Source organism: Pseudomonadales bacterium, assembly GCA_024234615.1.
Taxonomy (GTDB): domain Bacteria; phylum Pseudomonadota; class Gammaproteobacteria; order Pseudomonadales; family IMCC2047; genus JAJFKB01.
Genome location: JACKNY010000001.1, coordinates 361,609 through 384,042 on the forward strand (window position 1 = coordinate 361,609; position 22,434 = coordinate 384,042).

Here is a 22,434-nt window from a genome sequence, read left to right on the forward strand (position 1 = left end):
CAGTGGAGATGCTACAAATGAAAAAAGAAGCGGGCAAAATAATGAAATTGAAACGCTTGCAGACGACCAAGGTTAGTACAGTGGTTAGCGCGTTGCTAACGTTAGCGCTTATGTGCGTGGCTAGTTTTAGCATGGCCGCAAGCGTAACGTTAGAAAAGATTGATTTTGCATCGCTCTCTGGAAATCGAGTAGAAATGCGGCTTGAGTTTGACGGTATCCCGCCGGACCCTAGAAGCTATACGATTGATCAGCCTGCTCGAATTACCCTGGATTTATTCGATGTCGTGAGTGGTTTGAAATCTAAATATCATAATCTGGGTGTGGGTAATGCACGCAGTGTTACTGTACTTGAGGCGGGGGATCGAACTCGTGTCGTGGTAAATCTGACCGAAATGGTGAACTATTCCACTGAAGTCCAGGGTAATACTTTATTTATTATGCTCGGTGCCGGTGGTACAGGTTTTGACCAGGCCGATGAAGCCTCTGTCAGTAAAGTTGCATCATCTGAATCTCTTGATGCCGTTGATTTAAATCGTCGTACCATTACCAATATTGATTTTAGACGTGGTGAGTCGGGTGAAGGGCGCGTAGAAATTTCCCTTTCGCAACCCGATGTTGAAATTGATATTTCACAACAGGGAACTAATGTCCGCGTCAGTATGGCGAATGCAGCTATTCCCGAAAATTTACAGCGTCGTTTAGATGTGGTTGATTTCGCAACACCGGTACACATTGTGGATGCCTTGCCCGAGGGCGATGGCAGTACGGTCTTTATCGAAGCGGCGGGGACTTATGACTATTTGGCCTATCAAGCCGACGATAAGCTGGTGTTGGACTTTAAACCTGTGACCGTGGACGAGGCCGAAAAGCGTCGTAAAGCCAAATTCCCCTATAACGGCGAAAAACTGTCGTTGAATTTCCAGGATATTGAAGTTCGCTCAGTGCTACAGTTAATTGCAGATTTCACCAACCTAAATCTGGTTGCCAGCGATACGGTTGATGGTCGTATTACTCTGCGCCTACAAAATGTGCCCTGGGATCAGGCGTTGGACTTGATTCTTAAGACCAAGGGTCTGGATAAGCGCCAAGTGGGTAATGTCCTGATGGTGGCGCCAGCGGATGAAATCGCCAACCGCGAACGTCTGGAACTTGAAAATAGCCGACAGGTTTCCGAGTTAGCGCCCATGCAAACTGAATTTATTCAGGTTAACTATGCGAAGGCCGCCGATATTTCCGAACTGCTCTCAGCTGAGCAAGGGTTGTTGTCTTCGCGTGGTAGCGTAACGGTCGATTCACGTACCAATACACTGTTAATTCAAGACACGGCAGCTAAATTGGATGCGGTTCGTAGCGCTCTGATTTATTTGGATAAGCCCGTTCGCCAAGTGATGATCGAAGCGCGTATTGTGATTGCGTCGACAGATTTTGAACGCAATCTCGGTATTAAGTGGGGTGGTGGCACCGCCTATGCCAGAGGGAATACACAATTTTCCGCAGGTGGTAGTCAGTCGACTTTGGGTGATTTGAACCCAACGGGGAATGCGCAGACGAATCAAACTACTGCGAGAACCATTAACTTCCCTGGAGGCTTGGTGGTTGATATGGGCGTAGCCAACCCAACTACTTCTTTCGCGCTCGGTCTATTAACCGATGAAGGCCTGCTGGAGCTTGAATTATCCGCTTTAGAGAGTGATGGCTTAAGCGAAGTGGTTTCGCAACCGAAGCTAGTAACCGCAGATGGGCAAACGGCGCGAATCGAATCGGGTGTAGAAATCCCTTATCGTGAAGCTTCTTCCAGCGGTGCAGCGACGATATCTTTTAAAGATGCTGTATTATCATTGGAAGTGACACCGCAGATTACGCCTGACGACCGTATAATTATGGATCTTAAGGTAAATAAAGATTCAGTTGGTCAGATATTTGAAGGTGTGCCCAGTGTGGATACGCGTGAGATTCAAACTCAGGTATTGGTTGAGAATGGTGAAACTATAGTTCTTGGTGGTGTCTATGAAATTGAGTCTGTCGACGCAACGACAAAAACACCCTTCTTAGGAGATGTGCCTTATTTAGGTCGCTTATTTAAGCGCACAGAGAAGAAAGAAGAAAAAACAGAATTGCTAATTTTCATTACCCCAAGGTTAATCAAAGACTCACTCAACGTTAGATAGTGAAAGACCCACAAAAGGTATTCCTCATAGGCCCGATGGGTGCAGGTAAAAGCACCCTCGGGCGTTTGCTTTCTGAAGAACTCAATCTACCGTTCCACGATTCTGATATTGAAATCGAAGAGCGCAGTGGAGCGGATATTGCCTGGATATTTGATGTAGAGGGAGAGGAGGGTTTTCGTAAACGTGAAATGAAAGTGATAGAGGAGCTTACCCAGTTACCCTGCCTAATAATGGCGACAGGGGGCGGAGTTGTGCTACGCGAAGAAAATCGTAGAAATTTACAGTCCAGAGGTACGGTGGTTTATCTGGAAACGGAAGTGGAGCGACAATATGAGCGAACCCGCCGTGATCGAAAACGTCCGTTGTTAAGGGAAGATGACCCTAAACAAAAGCTCACACAACTTTACCAGATGCGCGACCCCCTTTATCGCGAAATAGCTGATTTAATCGTATCTACCAATCGTGGTAATCCCAAAAGCGTGATACGGGACATAAAAGAGTACCTTTACGATTAAAAAGGCGACTATTTTCATCGCTACCAGAATAATTAAATAAGTTTTCACTTCATACCGCCACCATTCTTTATAATGTTATTTTCTTGAACAAACACTAAGGCATTTTAATGCGAGTACAAAATGTTGACCTAGGTGAGCGCAGCTATCCTATTTATATTGGTGATGGCTTATTAGCGCAAAGCGATTTACTAAAATCACATATTAAGGGCAAACAAGTACTCATTGTAACCAATGAGACGGTTGCGCCACTTTATCTGGATCAGGTGGTTTCTACGCTCTCAGGCTTCCAAGTTACGACTGTAATTCTGCCTGACGGGGAAAAATATAAAAACTTAGAGGTGCTCAACCGGATATTTGATCAGTTACTCACCAATAAACACAATAGAAGCACCACGCTCCTCGCTTTGGGGGGTGGTGTGGTGGGTGATATGACGGGATTTGCCGCCGCCAGCTATCAGAGAGGTGTAAACTTTATTCAGTTACCCACGACTTTGTTGGCGCAGGTTGATTCTTCAGTGGGTGGTAAGACTGGAGTGAATCATAGCCAAGGCAAAAATATGATAGGGGCTTTTTATCAGCCAGAAGCCGTTATTATCGATACCTCGACTTTGGCTAGCTTGCCAGAGCGAGAGCTGAAAGCAGGTTTTGCTGAAGTGATAAAGTATGGACTTATTTGTGATGAAAAGTTCTTTTCATGGTTGCAGCTGAATTATCAGTCTGTCCTGAATCTGGACAGTGATGCCTTAATTTATGTGATTGAGCAATCCTGCCGAAATAAGGCGGAGGTGGTTGCGCAAGATGAACGCGAATCAGGCTTGCGAGCAATTCTTAACTTCGGACATACGTTTGGCCATGCTATAGAAACCTTCCAGGAGTATCGGGAATGGTTACACGGAGAGGCCGTCGCGGTTGGCATGGTAATGGCCGCCGACCTCTCCTATCGGTTAGGACTGTTGAGCCTTGATCAAGCACAACAAATAAAGGCGTTAATAGCGGCTGCGGGTCTACCAATTATACCCCCCACAAACATGGATGCTCAGCAATTTGCAGAGCTCATGTCGGTAGACAAAAAAGTATTGGATGGAAATCTGAGGTTGGTATTGCTCCACGCTATTGGGCGGGCATTTGTTACCAGCGATTTTTCCTCAGATAAGCTAAAACTTACTTTGAGTTCAGGGTTTCATCTCTGTCAGTAGTTAGCAAAATTCTATTGGTGAAGTGTAGCTATTATCTGTATCGTTAACCTTGCCTGAAGGCTAAGCACCTTGAGTAATTTGAGGGATTTTACGTAACCATGTCATCTCAGCTACAAATGGATCAGATAAAGACATCTCAAACGGAGCATCAGTACCTCAATTATTACGGCATAAAGGCAGATCCATTTGCCGCCGACATTCTATTGGTCACGCCAGAACTGGAAAAATTGCTGCGCCTGTTGTCTCACCTAGTCAACTATGGCGAGAAACTCATCGTGTTGACCGGAGAAAAAGGCGCTGGGAAAACAACCATTTTAGAGGAGTTTCTGAGGCGGCAGAGTGGTAATGAAAGGCTTTGTCGAATATCTGCGCTAAAGTTGGATACCCCCAACCAGGTGCTTCGGGAAATAAGCAAAGCCTTCGAGTTGGCGGCTGATGAAACGCCCGATAAAGCACTAATATTGGTGAAACTCAGTGGTTTTTTCACTGATTTGGCGACTGATGCCGAGCGCTGCATGATTGTTATCGATGATGCCCATCTACTAAAGCGCAGCGTGCTCGAGCCTTTAGTCGAATTAGCCTTAAAACATTCAGCCAGTTTACAGGTTATTTTGTCTGGTGAGCCTTCTTTGTATGAAGGTCTAACTGCGCTGCCCTTGATACAAAATAATACACAGTTAATCTATCGTCACAGCCTAGAGGCTTTTACTTTTAAGGACTGCAAGCAGTATCTGCATGACCTCTTTAATCAATCAGGTCAGCAATCAAGCCTACCCTTTAGCGACGCAGAATTTTTAGAAATTTACCAGCAGTCCCAGGGGTTGCCAGGACAGATTAACCGGTGCACACAACAGATATTAGAGGATGGTGTGGAACGGCTGTTGCGCGGAGAAACCCGTTCTCATTGGAAGCGAGCGTCTGGAGTGATATTAGCTCTATCGGTCATGGTGGTAAGCACTGCGTTGTTTTGGCCAAAAAATAGAGCATCGGAGGAGGTTGTCACGCCAAGTGTAGATATAAGCCAACCTATAACAGTACGACGTGTTGAGCGGCAGTCTGCGGCAAAGGCAAGTGTTGGTGGGTTAAATTCAGACCTGGCTGAGATGGCTGGAGGCGTGGTGAGCGCTCCTATAACTAACCGCCTGGAGTTTGAATCCAGTCAGGAATTGATTGATTCACATACTCCTTTTTCATTAACAGAACAGCGAGCGAAAATAGACCAAGGCTCACTCATTAAAAATAAAAAGGAAATGACGCCAAGTAACCTATTGGATGACTCGGAGCACACTAAAACACTAACGCAGGTAGAGGAAAACTCAATACTAGATAGCACGCCATCCACTCTGGTATCGGGAGAGGGCGACCCCTCCTTTTCCCCTGATGAAGAGGCGATTTTGGCGATTGATCCCAATAACTATACAGTTCAGCTTCTTGGCTTGCGTGAAGAACAGGGTATTCTTGCGATGTTAAAAGGGTTGCCTTCCGATGAAAAATATAGATATTTTAGAACTGAGTATCAGGATGGCCCTTGGTATGTATTGGTTTATGGGGATTTTTCTGATCGACAGCAAGCAGTAAATGCGGCCGCAGCATTACCCAAAAAGCTGCGACCGAAGTCCGCCTGGATCAGGCGAGTCAGCGGCATTCAAAAAGGCTTGGTGAAGCGTAACCAGGACTAAATGTGATGCAAAATAGACGCTAAACAGATGTAAAGTAATTTTCGCCTTCGTAAGTGGTACATCCTCAATATACTCCAAGAAGAATTTGCAGTATATTGGCGCACTTCCATCAATAGCGAAATAGCCCGAATAAACCTGAACCTAAAAAGCAGTACATTATGTCCGAAATAAAGAATGATCGATTCCTGCGCGCCCTTTCCTTGCAACCGGTTGACCGCACACCTGTTTGGATGATGCGGCAGGCGGGGCGATATTTGCCTGAATATAAAGCCACTCGCGAACGTGCGGGTAATTTTATGGATCTGTGCCGCAACGCCGATTTAGCTTGCGAAGTGACATTGCAGCCACTAGAACGTTTTGAGCTGGATGCAGCCATTTTATTTTCCGATATTCTCACCATACCGGACGCGATGGGTTTAGGTTTATATTTTGAAACTGGCGAGGGTCCGAAGTTTAAAAAAGTGATTCGTCAGGCCTCCGATGTTGATAACTTGCGAGTTACGGACGGCGATACCGATCTGGATTATGTGATGAACGCGGTGCGGACAATCCGACGTGAACTCAATGGCCGGGTTCCCTTGATCGGTTTTTCCGGTAGCCCCTGGACCCTGGCGACCTATATGGTTGAGGGTGGCTCAACACGTGAGTTTCGCTATGTAAAAGAGTTTATGGTCAGGCAACCTGAAGCCATGCACCGGATGCTGGATGTACTCGCACAATCGGTTATTTCCTACCTGAATGCACAAATTCGAGCGGGTGCGCAAGCAGTGCAAATATTTGATACCTGGGGTGGGGTATTAAGCGGCCCATGTTATGAGGAGTTTTCCCTCAATTACATGAAGCAGATTGTGCAGGGGTTAATCAGGGAGAATGAAGGACGTAAGGTGCCAGTGATTTTGTTCACCAAAGGTGGTGGTCAGTGGTTAGAGCAAATGGCGATGACTGGGGCAGATTGTTTAGGTTTGGATTGGACCACAGATATCGGTCAGGCACGTCAGCGTGTCGGCGGTCAGGCTGCCTTACAAGGCAATATGGACCCCTTCATGTTATTTGCCGAACCGGTGCGAATTCGTCAGGAAGTTGCCTCAATACTCAAGAGTTATGGGTCTGGTAACGGTCATGTCTTTAACTTGGGGCATGGTATTTCCCAGTTTGCTAACCCAGATCATGCTAAGGTTTTTATCGACGCCGTGCATGAACTTAGTGAGCCTTACCATACTTAGGAATAGCTTAACGCGCGAATACAATGGCCAAAGCAAAAACTAAAACCGCCTATGTTTGTGCGGACTGTGGCTCCGAATATTCGAAATGGCAAGGTCAATGTGTAGACTGTAGTGGCTGGAATACAATTACTGAATTTAGGCTTCCCGCATCCACCACCGCTCAGGTACAGTTTGAGGGTTACGGCGGCAAACGTTCATCAGTACAGAAGCTCGATGAAATTAATTTAGCAGACCTGCCGCGCATTACTACCGATATCGAAGAGTTTGATCGCGTTTTGGGCGGTGGCATCGTACCGGGTTCCGTGGTATTGATTGGTGGCCATCCCGGCGCGGGGAAAAGCACATTGCTATTACAAACCCTGTGTCATTTGGCCACCAAGCTCGACGCACTTTATGTTACCGGTGAAGAGTCCCTGCAACAGGTAGCACTTAGAGCTAAGCGATTACAGTTGCCCACCGATCAACTTAAGCTCCTTTCCGAAACCAGTGTTGAGAGTATCTGTTCGGCCGCTCAGCAGCATAAGCCCAAATTACTCGTTATCGACAGTATTCAAGTTATGCATTTAGCGGATATAAGTTCAGCGCCGGGCAGTGTTTCTCAGGTACGCGAAAGCGCTGCCTATTTGACCCGGTTTGCGAAACAAACAGATACCGCAGTATTGATGGTAGGACATGTGACTAAGGACGGCAGCTTGGCTGGTCCGAAGGTGTTAGAGCATATGATTGATTGCTCGATTATGTTGGAAGGCACCAGTGATAGTCGTTTTCGGACCTTGCGCGGCATTAAAAATCGGTTTGGCGCGGTCAATGAGCTCGGTGTGTTTGCGATGATGGAAGCGGGCTTGCGGGAAGTAAAAAACCCCAGTGCGATATTTCTGTCACGAGCGGAGGAGCTCGCAGCAGGTAGCCTGGTCATGGTGGTTTGGGAAGGTACACGGCCATTGTTAGTGGAGATTCAGGCGCTAGTGGATCAAAGTCAATTTGGCCACCCTAAACGCGTTACCCTTGGTTTGGACCAGAACCGTCTATCTATGTTGCTCGCAGTTTTGCACCGGCATGCAGGGCTGCATATGGGAGACCAGGACGTTTTCGTGAATGTTGTTGGTGGCGTTAAGGTATTGGAAACCAGCGCAGATCTAGCGTTATTGTTAGCGGTGGTTTCTAGCTTTAAAGATAGGCCTTTACCGCGTGACCTGATTGCTTTTGGTGAAGTCGGTTTATCCGGTGAGATTCGGCCAGTGCCCAGCGGACAGGAACGCCTACAGGAAGCGGTGAAACATGGTTTCAAACGCGCCATTGTGCCGAAGGCGAATGTACCAAAGAATGGCGTTAAAGGTATGGAAATAGTCGGCATTGCAAAGCTCAGCGAAGCGTTGGCTGTGCTATAACCCAATTATCGACTATTGCAGATAATTGGGTTGGCGGCTAAGTAGCTTAGGCTAAACGCTTATAGCGCATTCTTTTGGGTTGATCGTCGCCACCGGTTCTTTGCTTATGATCCGTTTCGTATTCGCTGTAGTTACCTTCGAAGAACACTACCTGACTGTTGCCCTCAAAAGCTAAAATGTGGGTAGCGATACGATCCAAGAACCAACGGTCGTGGGAAATCACAATGGCGCAGCCCGGAAAGGCTAGTAAAGCTTCCTCCAGTGCGCGTAGGGTCTCTACATCGAGATCATTGGTGGGTTCGTCGAGCAGCAGCACATTAGCACCTTGCTTTAATAGTTTTGCCAAATGTAGACGATTGCGCTCTCCACCGGATAAATCCTTAACGAATTTTTGTTGATCCCCGCCTTTAAAATTAAAGCGGCCAGCATAGGCGCGTGAAGGGATTTGGTAATTACCAATCTGTATTATGTCCTGACCATTGGACAGTTCTTCCCAGACGGTCTTGCTACCATCCAGATCGCGCATTTGGTCGACGTAGGCAAGCTTCACTGTGTCACCCAAAATGATTTTTCCAGAATCCGGTTGTTCCGCGCCGGCAATCATTTTAAACAGTGTTGATTTACCGGCACCATTACCGCCTATCACGCCGACAATACTTCCCGGCGGCACTTTAAAACTCAGGTTATCCAGTAATAGCTGCTCGCCGAAGGCTTTGGTGACATTTTCCAGTTCAATCACTTTATCGCCTAAGCGTGGGCCAGGTGGAATATAGATCTCCTGGGTTTCGCTGCGCTTTTGAAAATCCTGCGAGTTTAAATCATCAAAGCGTGCCAGACGGGCTTTGCTCTTAGCTTGACGTCCTTTCGGATTAGCTCGCACCCATTCCAATTCAGCTTTAATGGTTTTTTGGTGCGCAGCCTCCTGTTTTTCCTCACTTTCTAGGCGCTTCTCTTTTTGTTCCAGCCAGCTAGAGTAGTTGCCCTCGTAAGGAATACCGCGGCCACGGTCTAGTTCTAAAATCCAACCGGCGGCATTATCGAGGAAATAACGATCGTGGGTGATAGCTACCACGGTACCGGGAAATTCATGCAGGAAACGCTCGAGCCAACCGACACTTTCTGCGTCGAGGTGGTTGGTGGGCTCATCTAACAGCAACATGTCTGGGTTAGACAGCAGTAAGCGACAGAGAGCCACACGGCGCCTTTCTCCGCCGGATAGTTTGGTTACATCAGCATCCCAGGGCGGTAAACGTAACGCATCGGCGGCGACCTCCATCTTGTGCTCCAGGTTATGAGCATCGTTGGCTTGAATGATGTCTTCCAGCCGCGCTTGCTCTTTAGCAAGCTGATCGAAATCGGCATCGGGTTCGGCATAGGCAGCATAGACCTTGTCCAAGTCGGCAAGCGCGCTGAAGGCTTCACCCAGACCGTCTTCAACATTGCCGCGCACGTCTTTGGTCGGATCCAGCTGCGGTTCCTGAGGTAAGTATCCGACCTTTAATTCCGGTGAGAGTCTTGCTTCGCCATCAAACTCTTTATCCACGCCAGCCATAATCTTTAGCAGGCTGGACTTTCCCGATCCATTAAGCCCGAGCACACCAATTTTTGCACCTGGGAAAAAGGACAGTGAGATATTTTTTAAAATTTCGCGTTTGGGTGGAACAATCTTGGAAACCCGGTTTAATGTGTATGCATATTGCGCCATACGAATTGATATCCTGCTGGTGATAAAGAACGCTAGGTTAATGCAAAAGTTGATTTAACTCAATCTGATCGAGGTTCTGGGAAATCTAATCACTTATCGTCGCAAGTGCTGGTTTGTCGCGGGTTTGAGTCCTGTTACAATAAAGTCCTTTTGTGATTATGGAACATACCTATGCATTGCCCCTTTTGTCGTGCCGATGACACCAAGGTGATCGATTCGCGTTTAGTGGCGGAAGGTGAGCAGGTTCGTCGGCGTCGTGAATGTACGCAGTGCGGCGAGCGTTTTACCACCTTCGAAACAGCAGAGCTGTGGATGCCTCGTCTAGTGAAGCGAGATGGTAGTCGCGTTCCCTTTGACGAAGAAAAGCTGCGTAATGGTATGCAGCGTGCCCTCGAAAAACGCCCGGTGAGCGTTGAACAAATCGAAACTGCGATCAGCCAGATGAAGCATAAGCTGAGGGCGCTGGGCGAAAGAGAGGTCGAATCCCTGATGGTGGGGGAAATGGTAATGGAGCAGCTCAAGGAATTGGATGAAGTTGCCTATATCCGCTTTGCCTCTGTGTACCGACACTTTCAGGATTTGGATCAGTTTCGTGAAGAAATTGAACGGCTGGCGAAAAGTGAATAGTTGATGAGCACTGAAGTTAATCACGAACGCTTTATGGCGCGGGCATTGCAATTGGCCAAACGCGGTTTGTATACCACGGACCCTAATCCTCGGGTTGGTTGTGTGGTGGTAAAAGATGGCCAAATAGTGGCAGAAGGGTGGCACCAAACAGCTGGCGCCGGGCATGCGGAAGTTGAGGCGCTGAAAGCGGCAGGTGAAAGCGCAAAGGGTGCGACTGTCTACGTTACTTTAGAACCCTGTAGCCATACCGGAAAAACGCCACCCTGCGCAGATCAGTTGATAAGGGCTGGTATTGTTGAGGTGGTTTGTGCCATGCAAGATCCCAACCCGCTGGTGTCCGGGCGCGGTTTTGAGCGGCTGCGACAGGCCGGGATACCGGTGGTTAATGCAGTGCTGGAACAGCAAGCACGAGAACTAAACCCGGGTTTTATCAAACGTATGGAACTAGGGTTACCATTAGTACGTTGTAAGTTGGCGATGAGCTTGGATGGGCGCACCGCCATGGCCAGCGGCGAAAGTCAGTGGATTACCGGACCCGCGGCGCGTTCAGATGTGCAACGCTTAAGAGCGCGTAGTTCGGCTATTATTACAGGTGTTGGCACGGCTGTCTTGGATAACCCATCGCTTAACTTACGTAGTGACGAGTTAGGTTTGGAAAATGCCTTAGAGGTGGTTCAGCGTCAGCCATTGCGAGTGCTGTTAGATTCACGCTTTCGAATTCCGGCAACGGCTAAACTACTAGATCAAACGCAAGATGTTCTTGTGATCGGTGCAGAGCACAATGCATCAGGTGGCTTGCTGGCCGAACAGGGTATTGAAACCTTAGTGCTAGCCAATGAACAGGGTCAGGTCGATCTTAAAGCGGTATTAAAAGAGCTGGCGCAGCGTGAATGTAATGAAGTGTTGTTGGAGGCTGGGGCGACGCTGAGTGGGGCCTTTTTACAGCTGGGTTTGGTCGACGAGCTGGTACTTTATGTGGCGCCAAAATTGTTGGGTGGTGATGCGCGCAGCTTGTTTAATTTGCCGGGTTTACAGAGTATGTCTGATCAAATCAAAATAGAGATTAAAGACGTGCGTAATGTTGGAGAGGATTTAAGAATTAATGCTATAGTGGCCGCGACTAGTTAGTAGCCCAAGATAGCCACAGACAAGGGTGAAAAGATAAATGTTCACAGGAATTATTCAGGCTGTCGGTAAGATCGCAGCGATGGAGCAGCGCGGCGGTGATGTCCGTCTTTATGTCAAAACAGGTGTGCTTGATCTCGGTGATGTAGCGTTGGGTGATAGTATTGCTACCAACGGCGTCTGCCTAACCGTGATAGAGCTACCCGGAGACGGTTTTTGGGCGGATGTATCAAGGGAATCGATTGAACGTACCAGTTTTCGGTTCGCAAAAACCGGGGTGGCAGTTAATCTGGAGAAATCCTTAACACCGGAAACCCGCATGGGCGGCCACTTAGTGACTGGACATGTGGATGGTATTGGCGAAGTGGTGAATCGTCATGATGATGCACGTTCAGTAAAATTTACTATTCGGGCACCCTCGCAGTTAGCTAAATATATCGCCGAGAAAGGCTCGATTTGTATTGATGGCACGAGTTTGACGGTCAACGCCGTTTCTGGGGCGAACTTTGATATTAATATTATCCCGCATACCGTAAAAGAGACGGTGATTGGTGGTTATCAGGTTGGTACTCAGGTGAATTTAGAGGTCGATCTGATTGCACGCTATTTGGAGCGTTTGTTGTTGGGGGAGAGAGCCGCCGACCCGAACGCTGGAACTGGATTGGATTTGGCGAAATTACGCGACAATGGGTTTGCTTAATTAGCTGTCGATTTAAAAATTTAGATATTCATAAAGATAGGAAAAACAATGATGAAAACAATAGAGGGCGATTTTTCAGCGACCACTGCACGGTTTGCATTGATAGTGGGGCGCTTTAACAGCTTTGTCGTGGAGAGTTTACTTTCCGGCGCAGTCGACACGCTAAAACGCCACGGTGTTGCAGAGAGCAATCTCACGGTAATTCGGGTGCCGGGTGCATTTGAAATCCCGCTCGCGGCGCAGCATGCAGCAACCAGTGGCAATTATGATGCAGTGGTGGCTTTGGGTGCGGTGATTCGTGGAGGCACTCCTCATTTTGAATACGTAGCGGGTGAATGTACGAAAGGGCTTGGCCAAATCTCTTTAGCCACCGGGTTGCCTGTTGCATTTGGGATTTTAACCGTTGACAGTATTGAGCAAGCGATTGAGCGCTCCGGCACCAAGGCTGGCAATAAAGGTGAGGAAGCTGCGCTGACAGCGTTGGAAATGGTCAGCCTATTACGCAATATGAAAGCCTGATGCTGGCCTTTGTGGAATCTAAAAATTCAGCACCTAAAGGTAAAAAAATGAGTCCCACCGCACGGCGGTTGGCGCGGCGATTGGCGTTGCAGGCATTGTACCAGTGGCAAATGGCAGGGGCTTCGTTGGCAACCGTCGAAGCAGAGTTTCGCGAAGATAACGACATGAAGGTGGTTGATCAGGAGTATTTCTGTGAACTTTTGCATCGTATCCCGGCTCAGCTTAGCCAGCTTGATGATTTGATTACGCCGCATCTGGATCGTACGCTAAAAGAATTGACGCCGATTGAACTCACCATCTTACGCATGGGCGCCTATGAATTGGCTAAACGCAAGGATGTTCCTTACAAAGTCGTCATCAATGAAGGCGTGAATTTGACGAAGGCTTTTGGCGCTACCGATGGCCATAAATATGTGAACGGTATACTCGACAAGTTAGCACGCGAGCTTCGCAGCAACGAAATTTAAACAGACTAATCTTCAAAAGTCGTTATGCCTATATCCGAATTCGAGCTGATCAAGCAGTATTTTGACGATAGTACCGCCCAGAAGCAATGTGCTGATTTAGTTTTAGGTATCGGCGATGATGGCGCTATTATCTCCCCACGACCGGACCATGATCTGATTGTTGCCGTGGATACATTGGTCGCCGGGGTACATTTCCTTTCGGAGGCTAACCCTTACGATATCGGTTTCCGCAGTCTTGCGGTGAACCTCAGTGATTTGGCCGCAATGGGAGCGGAGCCTGCATGGTTTACCTTGGCGCTGACATTGCCCGGAGCGGATGAAGAATGGCTTAAGGAATTTAGTCGAGGGTTGTTCGAGCTGGCTCGTAGTTACCAATTGCCACTGATAGGGGGAGACACCACCCGTGGGCCATTGACTATTAGTATTCAGGTGCTGGGTTATGTGCCGAGCGCCCAGGCATTATGCAGAGATGGAGCTAAAGTGGGCGATCTTATCTATGTCACTGGTAGTCTGGGTGATGCAGCTGGCGGCCTCAGGTTGCTTCAGAATAAGGAAAGCTCGCTGCAAGATGACTATTTACAAACAAGATTTTTGCGCCCCCAAGCACGACTGAAATTTGGTCAGTGCCTGAGAGGCTTGGCCCATGCGGCTATTGATATCTCCGATGGGTTACTAGCAGATATTGGACATATTACAAAACGTAGCGGTGTTGGTGCTCGTGTCGAATTGGCAAGGTTGCCCTTGTCAGTACAGCTGAAGGCGGTTTTCGGCTCGGAGCGGGCAATCGAAATGGCCCTTTCCGGAGGCGATGACTATGAGTTGTGTTTCTGTGTCGCTCCAACGCAGGCAGATAAGGTTGCTGAGCTTGCTAAGCAGCTAGGCCTTGCCATCACCTGTATTGGCTGCGTCGAAGCAGAGCCAGGGATCAGACTTTATAATGCACAGGGAGAGCCTGTCGATTCAGCTTTAGCTGCGGGTTACCAGCATTTCTAGACGAGGAACGATAGGGCAAGATGAATAACGCACCAGCCAGTATTTGGCGTAACCCACTGCATTTTATAGCCTTTGGTTTTGGTAGTGGTGCGGCGCCAGTAGCCCCAGGCACTTTTGGCACGTTAGTCGGTATGTTGTTGTTTTTATTATTGCAGCATTTGCATTGGGCAAGTTACCTGTTGGTGGTACTGGTGGCTTTTGTCGTTGGCATCCAAATTTGCGGGAAAACGGCGAAGGATATTGGTGTGCACGATCATGGCGGTATTGTCTGGGATGAAATAGTGGGTTATTGGGTGACTATGATTGCTGCACCCACGGGTTGGCTATGGGTTTTAGTGGGCTTTGTCTTGTTCCGGTTGTTTGACATTTTTAAACCTTGGCCAATCGCAAAAGCTGATAAGACAGTGTCTGGCGGATTTGGCATCATGCTGGATGATTTGTTGGCCGGTATTTATGCCTCTATTGGATTACAAATAATTGTCTATATCCAAGGAGGTGTGTAAATGCTGAGGCGAAGGATGCTATCTTTTCTTGCACTTTTTCTTATTGTGCGTTTCGGCTACGCGTTAGAAATACAGGATGTACAAGTAGTCGGATTGTTCAAGGATACGGCAGTCGTCTATATCAAAGGCAAGCAACGCATGTTAAAGGTTGGTCAAACCAGCCCGGAAGGGGTGGCGCTTATCGCCACTTCCCGCAATGCCGCAGTCTTGCGAGTAAACGGTGATGAGCACCATTTGGCGCTTTCACGTGCGGTGACGGGTGGTTATGAAAAAAGGCAGTCGCTAAGTCATTCCGTAGCCATTAACCAAGCTGGACAATACTTTACGTCTGGCAGCATTAATGGTCAGCCCGTCCGATTTTTAGTGGATACAGGCGCAACCTCGGTGGCACTAAACACGCTGGAAGCAAGGCGCTTAGGGATAGCGTTTGCGCAGGGAGAATTGGGACAGGTTGGGACGGCTGGAGGCATTGTCAAGGCTTATGCGGTAACCCTGGATAGCATTAAGGTCGGTGATATAGAGGTTAAAAATGTCCGGGCTTCAGTATTAGAAGGCGTTTACCCCATTTACGCATTGCTCGGTATGACCTATCTAAGGCATGTCGAAATTGCTGAAGATAACGGCATCATGACGATGACACAGAAGTACTGATCTGCCATCGTACTAGAACTGTTCACTTTAGGGGTGATTTTGGTTCGCTTTTTTCACCCTTCTCCTGGTAAAATTCACGCCCTGCGAAATTTTACCGAGGTTATCAGTGTCAATCCGATATGTAGCATCTTCCAAATTGCCTACAAAATGGGCTAATTTCACGATTCACGGTTTTGATGACGATGACTCGGGGAAAGAGCATATAGCGCTTACTTTGGGTGACGTCGGCGACGGCGAGCCGGTACTGGGAAGGATCCATTCTGAATGCCTTACTGGCGATGCCTTGTTCAGTCTGCGATGTGACTGTGGTCATCAACTACAGGAAGCACTGAAAAGAATTTCCGAGGAAGGGCGGGGCGTTCTGCTTTACTTGCGTCAGGAGGGTCGAGGTATTGGCTTGGCCAATAAAATTAAAGCCTATGAACTACAGGATGCCGGTGCTGATACCGTGGAAGCGAATGAGCAATTAGGATTTGGTGCGGATATGCGCGATTACAGCATCTGCCAAGCGATGTTAAAACAGCTCAATATTCAGCGTATTCGTTTGATGACCAACAATCCTGTGAAGGTGCAAGCGTTAGAAAAGTTTGGCATTCATGTGGTAGAACGGATTCCGTTGCAAACCGGCCAAAATCCGCATAATGAGAAGTATCTTGAAACCAAAGCCGGTAAGTTAGGACACTTATTTTAAGCCGCAGCCTGCGCTAAGTCAGGTATTACCAATTAGCGGTTGCGAATTAGCTGACGGTCTTGGCGGGTCGTACCGCGCCTTTGGTAGGGTTTTCTTTTTTATCTGTGCACAAGCGTGCTTGAATCGCTGCCAAAATTCCGCTTTTATCCAGCCCGCACTCCGCCAGCATTTCATAAGGCTTGCCATGATCAACAAAACGGTCGGGTAAACCTAAATTAAGCAAAGAAATCTTAAGGTGCTTCGCAGCAACTAGTTCATTGATCGCCGACCCCGCGCCGCCTAGAAGACTATTTTCTTCTAGTGTTACCAGCAAATCGTGCTCTTGCGCAAGGCGAATAACCAATGCTTCATCCAAAGGCTTAACGAAGCGCATATTCGCGACCGTTGCATTCAGCTCATCAGCCGCCTCCAGCGCCTGAGCCAGCAAGGTGCCGAAGCATAAAATGGCGACATCTTGCCCTTCCCTACGTAGCTCTCCTTTACCAATTGCCAATGCCCGCATTTTCTTTTCAATCGCTACTCCGGGGCCGGTCCCGCGCGGATAACGCACAGCGGCTGGGCCTTGATAGAGATAGCCAGTATAAAGCATCTGGCGGGTTTCATTTTCGTCAGCAGGCGCCATTATCAGCATGTTGGGGACGCAACGTAGATAGGTTAGATCAAAACTTCCGGCATGGGTGGGGCCGTCTTGTCCCACTAAACCAGCGCGGTCAATAGCGAACAGTATGTCTAAATTTTGCAGTGCTACATCATGAATGAGCTGGTCGTAGGCGCGTTGTAGGAACGTGGAGTAAATTGCGACCACCGGCTTCAGCGACTCGCAGGCCAAACCTGCGGCCAAGGTTACGGCATGTTGCTCAGCGATGGCGACGTCATAATAGCGCTCTGGAAATTCTTGCGCGAAGCGAGTCAGACCTGAGCCTTCCTCCATCGCTGGTGTGATACCTACCAGACGTTCGTCCTGTTGCGCCATATCGCATATCCATTCGCCAAATACATTGGAGTATTTTGGGGAGGATATCTTTGGTATAGCCAGCTCCAAGGCCGGCTTGGGTTCCAGTTTATTAATGGCGTGATAGCCCACAGGGTCATCTTCGGCGGGTTTAAAGTCTTTGCCCTTTTTGGTGATGATATGCAGGAATTGCGGTCCGGACAATTCCATCATTTTGCCAATCGTAGGGATCAAAATATCCAGGTCATGACCATCAATCGGGCCGATATAATTAAAACCCATTTCTTCGAAGAGGGTTCCCGGAACAACCATTCCCTTCATATGCTCTTCCGTTCGTCTTGCCATTTCCAGAGCGCCGGGCAGGTTGCTTAAAACCTTTTTGCCGCCTTCGCGGACATTATGATAAACCTTGCTGGTGAGTATCTTGGCGAGATAATTTGACAAGCCGCCGACGTTGCGTGATATGGACATATCGTTATCATTCAAGATCACGAGGATATCGGCCTTGGTATGCGCTGCGTGATGGAGCGCTTCGAATGCCATGCCTGCGGTTAACGCACCATCACCTATAACGGCGGCAATTTTGCGTTTCGCCCCCAATTGCCTTGCGGCTAAGGCCATTCCCAGTGCGGCACTGATAGAAGTGCTGGAGTGGCCGACTCCGAAAGCGTCATAGGGGCTTTCCGTACGGCTCGGAAATGCGGTTAAACCGCCCTTTTGACGCATACTGGTCATGCGACCGCGCCTGCCGGTTAATATTTTATGTGGATAGGCCTGGTGGCCAACATCCCAAATCAGTCGGTCTTCGGGTGTGTTATATAAATAATGTAATGCGACAGTGAGTTCGACGACACCAAGGCCAGCCCCGAAATGGCCGCCGGATTGGCCTACACAATAGAGAAGATACTCACGAAGTTCTTTAGCCAACTGTGGGAGGTCGGCCTCGGCGAGTAATCTGAGCTCGTTGGGAGTCTCAATTTTATCGAGCAGCGGCGTGGAGGGAATCGTACTTGGAATTTGGTCAAACATGCAGTGGGCCGGTTATCAATCGAATTAGACTTAGCATTTTACACTATGTTACCCAGGCCTGTTGATAGTTAATTCAGGGGTGATTAGTTAAAAAGTCCGGGGTGGTATCAGGAAAATCAGTCTGTTCGGTATGAGATTGGTTAACGAAATTATCTGTTTCGCTCAATGATATAGGTTGCCAGCTCCCTTAAAGCATCCGCTTCCGGGCCAAAAATGGATAGGGCACGAATGGCATTTTGATGCTGCTCGTTGGCCTCTCGTTTGGCTTGCTCCAGGCCCAGAATCGAGGTATAGGTTGGTTTGTTTAGGGCAAGGTCAGCGCCCTGTGACTTGCCTAAGGTTTGCGTATCGCCCTCGACATCGAGTATGTCATCTTTAATCTGAAAAGCTAAGCCGATGCAGATAGCAAAGGTTTCAAAAGCCTGCAGCTGTTCCTGAGTAGCCTGATTGGTCGCGAGTGCGCCGAGCGTAACACAGGCTTTAATTAAGGCACCGGTTTTGCAGTTGTGCATATGCTTGAGTTGCTCAAGGCTAAGAGGCTTGCCTACGCTGTAAAGATCAATAGCCTGACCGGCGACCATACCGTTGTAGCCGGTAGATTGTGCTAGGGCTTTGAGCATTCGTAGCTTATTCACGTCACTGATGGAGTGGCTAGAGTCATCAGCAATAACCTCAAATGCCAGGACCTGTAGAGCATCACCAGCCAGAATCGCAGTGGCTTCGTCGTAAGCAACGTGGCAGGTCGGCTGACCTCTGCGTAAATCATCATCATCCATTGCTGGCAGATCATCATGAATGAGCGAGTAACTATGAGTGAGTTCCACTGCGCAGGCCGCCGCGTCGCCTTGCTCAATGGGGCTGCGCAGGGCAACGACGGTAGCGTAAACTAGGGCGGGACGAAGACGTTTGCCGCCATTGAGGACGCTATATCGCATGGCTTGGTATAGACGTGACGCATCGCCCTCAGCAGGAGGTAGACATTTTTCAAGGAGCTGGTTACTACGTTCCTGGCACTGGCGAATAAAGGGTTGAATTTGCATTGGTTATTCCGTTGATTCGAAAGGTTCCAATTTGATTTTGTCTTCACCTTGAATCAGAATTTGTACTTTTTGCTCGGCCTGCGCCAGCATACGTTGGCATTCTCGGGTTAACTTTATGCCCTGTTCAAAGGCCTGCAGAGATTCTTCCAGGGAAAAGTCGCCGTTCTCCATGCGTTCTACGAGTTGTTCCAGATCACTTAAGGCTTTTTCAAAATCGTAACCCTTTGGTTTTTTCGGCATAACCTCATTCCCAATAAATGCTTTATTAATTTCAGCAAGGCGCCAACGTTAACTAACAAACCCGGGTCGGTCAATGGTGGTTTTTGATATAGATCGGTTTTTATCAAGTATCTTTGCTCGCAAGTTTCGAGATTAAAAAAGAAAGCTCAAATAACAATATTTTTTAATGTTAACCGGGCTTTTATAGGCGAAAATGAGGCGTGCGGACTTCAGTTCATTTTGGCTTGACCGATATAAGCTTTATCAGCTTCATTTTGCATAGCAGGCGAGTGTTAGCCTAGTAATCAAGAGATTTGTTAGGAGTAAAGCGTGGATTTAGCGACCTTAATTGGGATGCTTGGGGCATTTGGTATTGTCATTATGGCGATGGTGCTGGGTGGTTCCGTTGGTATTTTTGTGAACGTACCGTCACTGTTGATTGTAATTGTGGGCAGTTTGATGGTTGTATTAATGAAGTTCTCACTGGGTCAGTTTTTGGGCGCTGTTAAGGTGGCCGGAAAGGCATTTATATACAAACTGGATAAAATTGAAGAGCTTATCCCGCTGGTGGTTGAGCTGGCTGATGTGGCCCGCAAAGGTGGATTACTGGCACTGGAAGGGAAGGAAGTGAACAACCCATTTCTCAAGGAAGGTATAAAAATGTTGGTGGATGGTCATGATAGTGAAGTGGTGCGAGAGATGTTGGTCAAGGACATGAAACAAACGGAGGAGCGACATGGCTGGGGTGCAAAAGTCTTTATGGCAATGGGCGATGTCGCGCCGGCGATGGGAATGATAGGTACGTTAGTTGGTCTGGTTGCGATGCTATCAAATATGGATGACCCAAAAGCTATCGGTCCGGCGATGGCGGTGGCGCTACTGACAACACTCTATGGTGCGATGCTGGCTAATATGGTGGCGATACCTATCGCTAATAAGCTGGAGCTGCGCAAGGTCGAAGAAGGTCGTGTTAAATCGCTTTGTATTGATGCTTTGATGGCGATACAGGCGGGTCAAAATCCACGAGTTATCAGCTCCATGCTCAAAACCTATCTGGCACCTTCGCAGCGTGAGACGAAGAAGAAAGAATAGTTGCGACGTTCATTGCATGCCATTAAATCAAAGACAGTATTAACGATGAGTGAACAAATTACTCGTCAGAGTGAAGAAGTTTAGCCATGGCAGAAATAACAGAAGATTGCCCTGAATGTCCGACCGGGATTCCCGCGTGGATGGCGACCTTTGCCGATCTTATGTCGCTGCTGATGTGCTTTTTTGTGCTGCTACTGTCTTTTTCGGAAATGGATGTCCTGAAATACAAGCAGTTGTCTGGTTCTATGCGCGATGCCTTTGGCGTACAGCGCCAAATTAATGTCAAAGATGTCCCTAAAGGTACCAGTGTTATTGCGCAAGAATTTAGTCCTGGACGGCCTGAACCGACGCCCATCAGCGAAGTGAGACAAGCGACAGTTGATGATACGCAAAGCAGCCTCGACATTGGTGAGCGGACTCCGCAGGAGCCGAAACCGGATCAGAAACTGGATCAAAAGTCTGACATTAAAGTGACGGTTGATGAAGAGTTGGCCAAGCAGTTGTTGGTAGAGAAGTTGCAAACACTCATTAAGGCAACAGAGGACGATGCACGAAATTTAGCCAGTGCGCTAAAAAAGGAAATCAGCTCCGGTAAGGTCGACGTGGAGACGCGTGGTCGACGCATTATCATCAGAGTGCGTGAGCAAGGCTCTTTTCCGTCTGGTTCGGCGGAGCTAAGACGACAATTTCGACCGGTTATGGCGATGGTGCGTAATGTCTTGAAAACAGTGCCGGGGAAGGTGTCAGTGGAAGGTCATACGGATAGCATACCAATTTCAACTTCGGTATTTCGTTCTAATTGGGATTTGTCTTCAGCGCGTGCGCTGTCGGTGGCACATGAATTATTTTCGGGAGATACGTTAGATCATAATCGGTTTATGGTGACGGGATTTGCCGACACGAAACCAATCGCTGCCAACGATAATGAAGAGAATCGTGCGCGTAATCGTCGTGTTGAAATTGTAATTCACCAGGGGCTGGACGATGAAACCAGCGAAGAGCTTAAGAAAATGCAGCAGATCGACCCTGGATTGATACGGGAGTTTAATCTTGATAGCACATTCATATTAACACCCGATGAAGTCTTTTAGATTCTGCTCAGAATGGACGACTTAAAGGGCGTGCTCAAGAGTACAATGCAAGGTGAACTTTATGGATAGACCGGATAGAAGGCGTTATTTTCGCATTGATGATCTTGTCGGGTTGAGTTATCGGCTTGTCGATGTGGAAACTGCTGAGGAGGATGCAAAATCAGCGGATAACATCCAAATTACAGCCATTGATTTGTTGAAGTCGATTGATCAGGAACTCACCGAAGTGCTTAATACTCTCTGGCAAAGCAGTCCAGCAGCAGCCAACGCAATTGGGTTGTTGAATAAAAAGATAGATATAATCGCTGCCGAAATCGATTTGGATTATGACCGGCTTCGCGGTCTTGATGTGAAATCGAAGCAGGTCAACCTGAGTGCCTGTGGTATGGCTTTCGAGTGCCAGGAACGCTTTGATATTGGTCAGGTGTTGATTTTGAATATTGTTCTAAAGCCTGCAAATACCCATGTTCGAACGCAAGGACGAATTGTCGGTTGCGATTGGTTGGATGGCGATGAGGGCCGTACCTATCTACTTAGGGTGGATTTTGATTGTGTTGGGTGCGCCGAAGAGGAGCAGTTGATTCAGCACATTGTTCGCCGCCAAGCCAACCAAATAGGAAACCAGCGTCTTACTGAGGAATAGCACTAAAGTATAGCGCTTAGGAATCGTTCGGCCCCTCCAGTTAGAAGACCTTTCCTGTGATAACAGTGCTCTTGCCAAGCGCTATTCCAGTCTCTATTATCCCTGCATCAATTGAAAAGAGGCGTTTGTGTTGACAGCAAATTTACTCCGCGCCTACGCATTTTATTGTGCAAAGAAATATTAAGGTGCTCATCATCATTACCATACATGACCAGTTC

General features: G+C 48.0%; 22 protein-coding genes. 18 read left to right on the plus strand and 4 right to left on the minus strand.

Annotated features, from left to right (window positions below; all coding sequences use genetic code 11):
- Window positions 1–41 precede the first annotated feature (41 nt).
- The 6 genes from pilQ (at window position 42) to radA (ending at window position 8,169) form a co-directional block, all read left to right on the plus strand.
- Window positions 42–2,168 (plus strand): type IV pilus secretin PilQ, encoded by a 2,127-nt coding sequence (gene pilQ, locus H6995_01780; protein MCP5213720.1) that lies wholly within the window; start codon window positions 42–44, stop codon window positions 2,166–2,168.
- A complete protein-coding gene (gene aroK, locus H6995_01785) occupies window positions 2,168–2,683 on the plus strand; it encodes a shikimate kinase AroK (protein ID MCP5213721.1) in 516 nt (171 codons plus the stop codon). Before pilQ ends, aroK begins: the two co-directional genes overlap by 1 nt.
- Window positions 2,684–2,790: 107 nt before the next feature.
- Entirely contained in the window at window positions 2,791–3,879 is a 1,089-nt protein-coding gene (aroB, locus tag H6995_01790) for a 3-dehydroquinate synthase (GenBank protein MCP5213722.1), read from the plus strand.
- Between the two features lie 98 nt (window positions 3,880–3,977).
- Window positions 3,978–5,558, plus strand: a complete 1,581-nt coding sequence (locus H6995_01795) for an AAA family ATPase (GenBank protein MCP5213723.1) — start codon at window positions 3,978–3,980, stop codon at window positions 5,556–5,558.
- A 158-nt stretch (window positions 5,559–5,716) separates the two neighbouring features.
- Window positions 5,717–6,781, plus strand: coding sequence for a uroporphyrinogen decarboxylase (gene hemE / locus H6995_01800; GenBank protein ID MCP5213724.1), 1,065 nt, complete (start codon window positions 5,717–5,719; stop codon window positions 6,779–6,781).
- 23 nt (window positions 6,782–6,804) lie between these two features.
- Window positions 6,805–8,169 carry a DNA repair protein RadA gene (radA, locus tag H6995_01805; GenBank protein MCP5213725.1) on the plus strand — a complete coding sequence of 455 codons (1,365 nt, stop codon included), beginning with the start codon at window positions 6,805–6,807 and terminating at the stop codon, window positions 8,167–8,169.
- Between the two features lie 46 nt (window positions 8,170–8,215).
- Here the strand turns inward: radA and ettA are convergent, their stop codons facing one another.
- Window positions 8,216–9,874 carry an energy-dependent translational throttle protein EttA gene (gene ettA / locus H6995_01810; GenBank protein ID MCP5213726.1) on the minus strand — a complete coding sequence of 553 codons (1,659 nt, stop codon included), beginning with the start codon at window positions 9,872–9,874 and terminating at the stop codon, window positions 8,216–8,218.
- A gap of 171 nt (window positions 9,875–10,045) precedes the next feature.
- On the opposite strand from ettA, the gene nrdR reads away from it, so the two are divergent.
- From nrdR to ribA, 9 genes are all read left to right on the plus strand, one after another.
- A complete protein-coding gene (gene nrdR, locus H6995_01815; GenBank protein MCP5213727.1) occupies window positions 10,046–10,501 on the plus strand; it encodes a transcriptional regulator NrdR in 456 nt (151 codons plus the stop codon).
- Between the two features lie 3 nt (window positions 10,502–10,504).
- Window positions 10,505–11,629 carry a bifunctional diaminohydroxyphosphoribosylaminopyrimidine deaminase/5-amino-6-(5-phosphoribosylamino)uracil reductase RibD gene (gene ribD / locus H6995_01820; protein ID MCP5213728.1) on the plus strand — a complete coding sequence of 375 codons (1,125 nt, stop codon included), beginning with the start codon at window positions 10,505–10,507 and terminating at the stop codon, window positions 11,627–11,629.
- A 37-nt stretch (window positions 11,630–11,666) separates the two neighbouring features.
- The gene (locus H6995_01825) at window positions 11,667–12,326 is read left to right on the plus strand and encodes a riboflavin synthase (protein ID MCP5213729.1); all 660 of its coding nucleotides are present in this window, start codon (window positions 11,667–11,669) and stop codon (window positions 12,324–12,326) included.
- A 51-nt stretch (window positions 12,327–12,377) separates the two neighbouring features.
- Window positions 12,378–12,845 (plus strand): 6,7-dimethyl-8-ribityllumazine synthase, encoded by a 468-nt coding sequence (ribE, locus tag H6995_01830; GenBank protein MCP5213730.1) that lies wholly within the window; start codon window positions 12,378–12,380, stop codon window positions 12,843–12,845.
- Window positions 12,845–13,312, plus strand: a complete 468-nt coding sequence (gene nusB / locus H6995_01835) for a transcription antitermination factor NusB (GenBank protein ID MCP5213731.1) — start codon at window positions 12,845–12,847, stop codon at window positions 13,310–13,312. Before ribE ends, nusB begins: the two co-directional genes overlap by 1 nt.
- 24 nt (window positions 13,313–13,336) lie before the next feature.
- A complete protein-coding gene (gene thiL, locus H6995_01840; GenBank protein ID MCP5213732.1) occupies window positions 13,337–14,305 on the plus strand; it encodes a thiamine-phosphate kinase in 969 nt (322 codons plus the stop codon).
- A gap of 20 nt (window positions 14,306–14,325) precedes the next feature.
- Window positions 14,326–14,808 carry a phosphatidylglycerophosphatase A gene (locus tag H6995_01845; GenBank protein MCP5213733.1) on the plus strand — a complete coding sequence of 161 codons (483 nt, stop codon included), beginning with the start codon at window positions 14,326–14,328 and terminating at the stop codon, window positions 14,806–14,808.
- The gene (locus tag H6995_01850; GenBank protein ID MCP5213734.1) at window positions 14,809–15,459 is read left to right on the plus strand and encodes a TIGR02281 family clan AA aspartic protease; all 651 of its coding nucleotides are present in this window, start codon (window positions 14,809–14,811) and stop codon (window positions 15,457–15,459) included.
- Window positions 15,460–15,565: 106 nt separating this feature from the next.
- On the plus strand, window positions 15,566–16,150 hold the full coding sequence (gene ribA, locus H6995_01855; GenBank protein MCP5213735.1) for a GTP cyclohydrolase II: 585 nt from the start codon (window positions 15,566–15,568) through the stop codon (window positions 16,148–16,150).
- 46 nt (window positions 16,151–16,196) lie between these two features.
- Here ribA and dxs read toward each other — a convergent pair whose 3' ends face one another.
- The 3 genes from dxs to H6995_01870 form a co-directional block, all read right to left on the minus strand.
- The gene (gene dxs, locus H6995_01860; GenBank protein MCP5213736.1) at window positions 16,197–18,131 is read right to left on the minus strand and encodes a 1-deoxy-D-xylulose-5-phosphate synthase; all 1,935 of its coding nucleotides are present in this window, start codon (window positions 18,129–18,131) and stop codon (window positions 16,197–16,199) included.
- A gap of 149 nt (window positions 18,132–18,280) precedes the next feature.
- A complete protein-coding gene (gene ispA, locus H6995_01865; protein MCP5213737.1) occupies window positions 18,281–19,171 on the minus strand; it encodes a (2E,6E)-farnesyl diphosphate synthase in 891 nt (296 codons plus the stop codon).
- Between the two features lie 3 nt (window positions 19,172–19,174).
- Window positions 19,175–19,411: an exodeoxyribonuclease VII small subunit gene (locus tag H6995_01870; protein MCP5213738.1), complete on the minus strand. Its 237-nt coding sequence runs from the start codon at window positions 19,409–19,411 to the stop codon at window positions 19,175–19,177.
- A 309-nt stretch (window positions 19,412–19,720) separates the two neighbouring features.
- On the opposite strand from H6995_01870, the gene pomA reads away from it, so the two are divergent.
- The 3 genes from pomA to H6995_01885 all read left to right on the plus strand — a co-directional run bounded on the left by pomA (window position 19,721) and on the right by H6995_01885 (window position 22,216).
- Window positions 19,721–20,482 (plus strand): flagellar motor protein PomA, encoded by a 762-nt coding sequence (pomA, locus tag H6995_01875; GenBank protein MCP5213739.1) that lies wholly within the window; start codon window positions 19,721–19,723, stop codon window positions 20,480–20,482.
- Window positions 20,483–20,568: 86 nt separating this feature from the next.
- Entirely contained in the window at window positions 20,569–21,573 is a 1,005-nt protein-coding gene (locus H6995_01880; GenBank protein MCP5213740.1) for a flagellar motor protein MotB, read from the plus strand.
- Window positions 21,574–21,634: 61 nt separating this feature from the next.
- The gene (locus tag H6995_01885) at window positions 21,635–22,216 is read left to right on the plus strand and encodes a PilZ domain-containing protein (GenBank protein ID MCP5213741.1); all 582 of its coding nucleotides are present in this window, start codon (window positions 21,635–21,637) and stop codon (window positions 22,214–22,216) included.
- The last annotated feature ends 218 nt before the right edge of the window (window positions 22,217–22,434 follow it).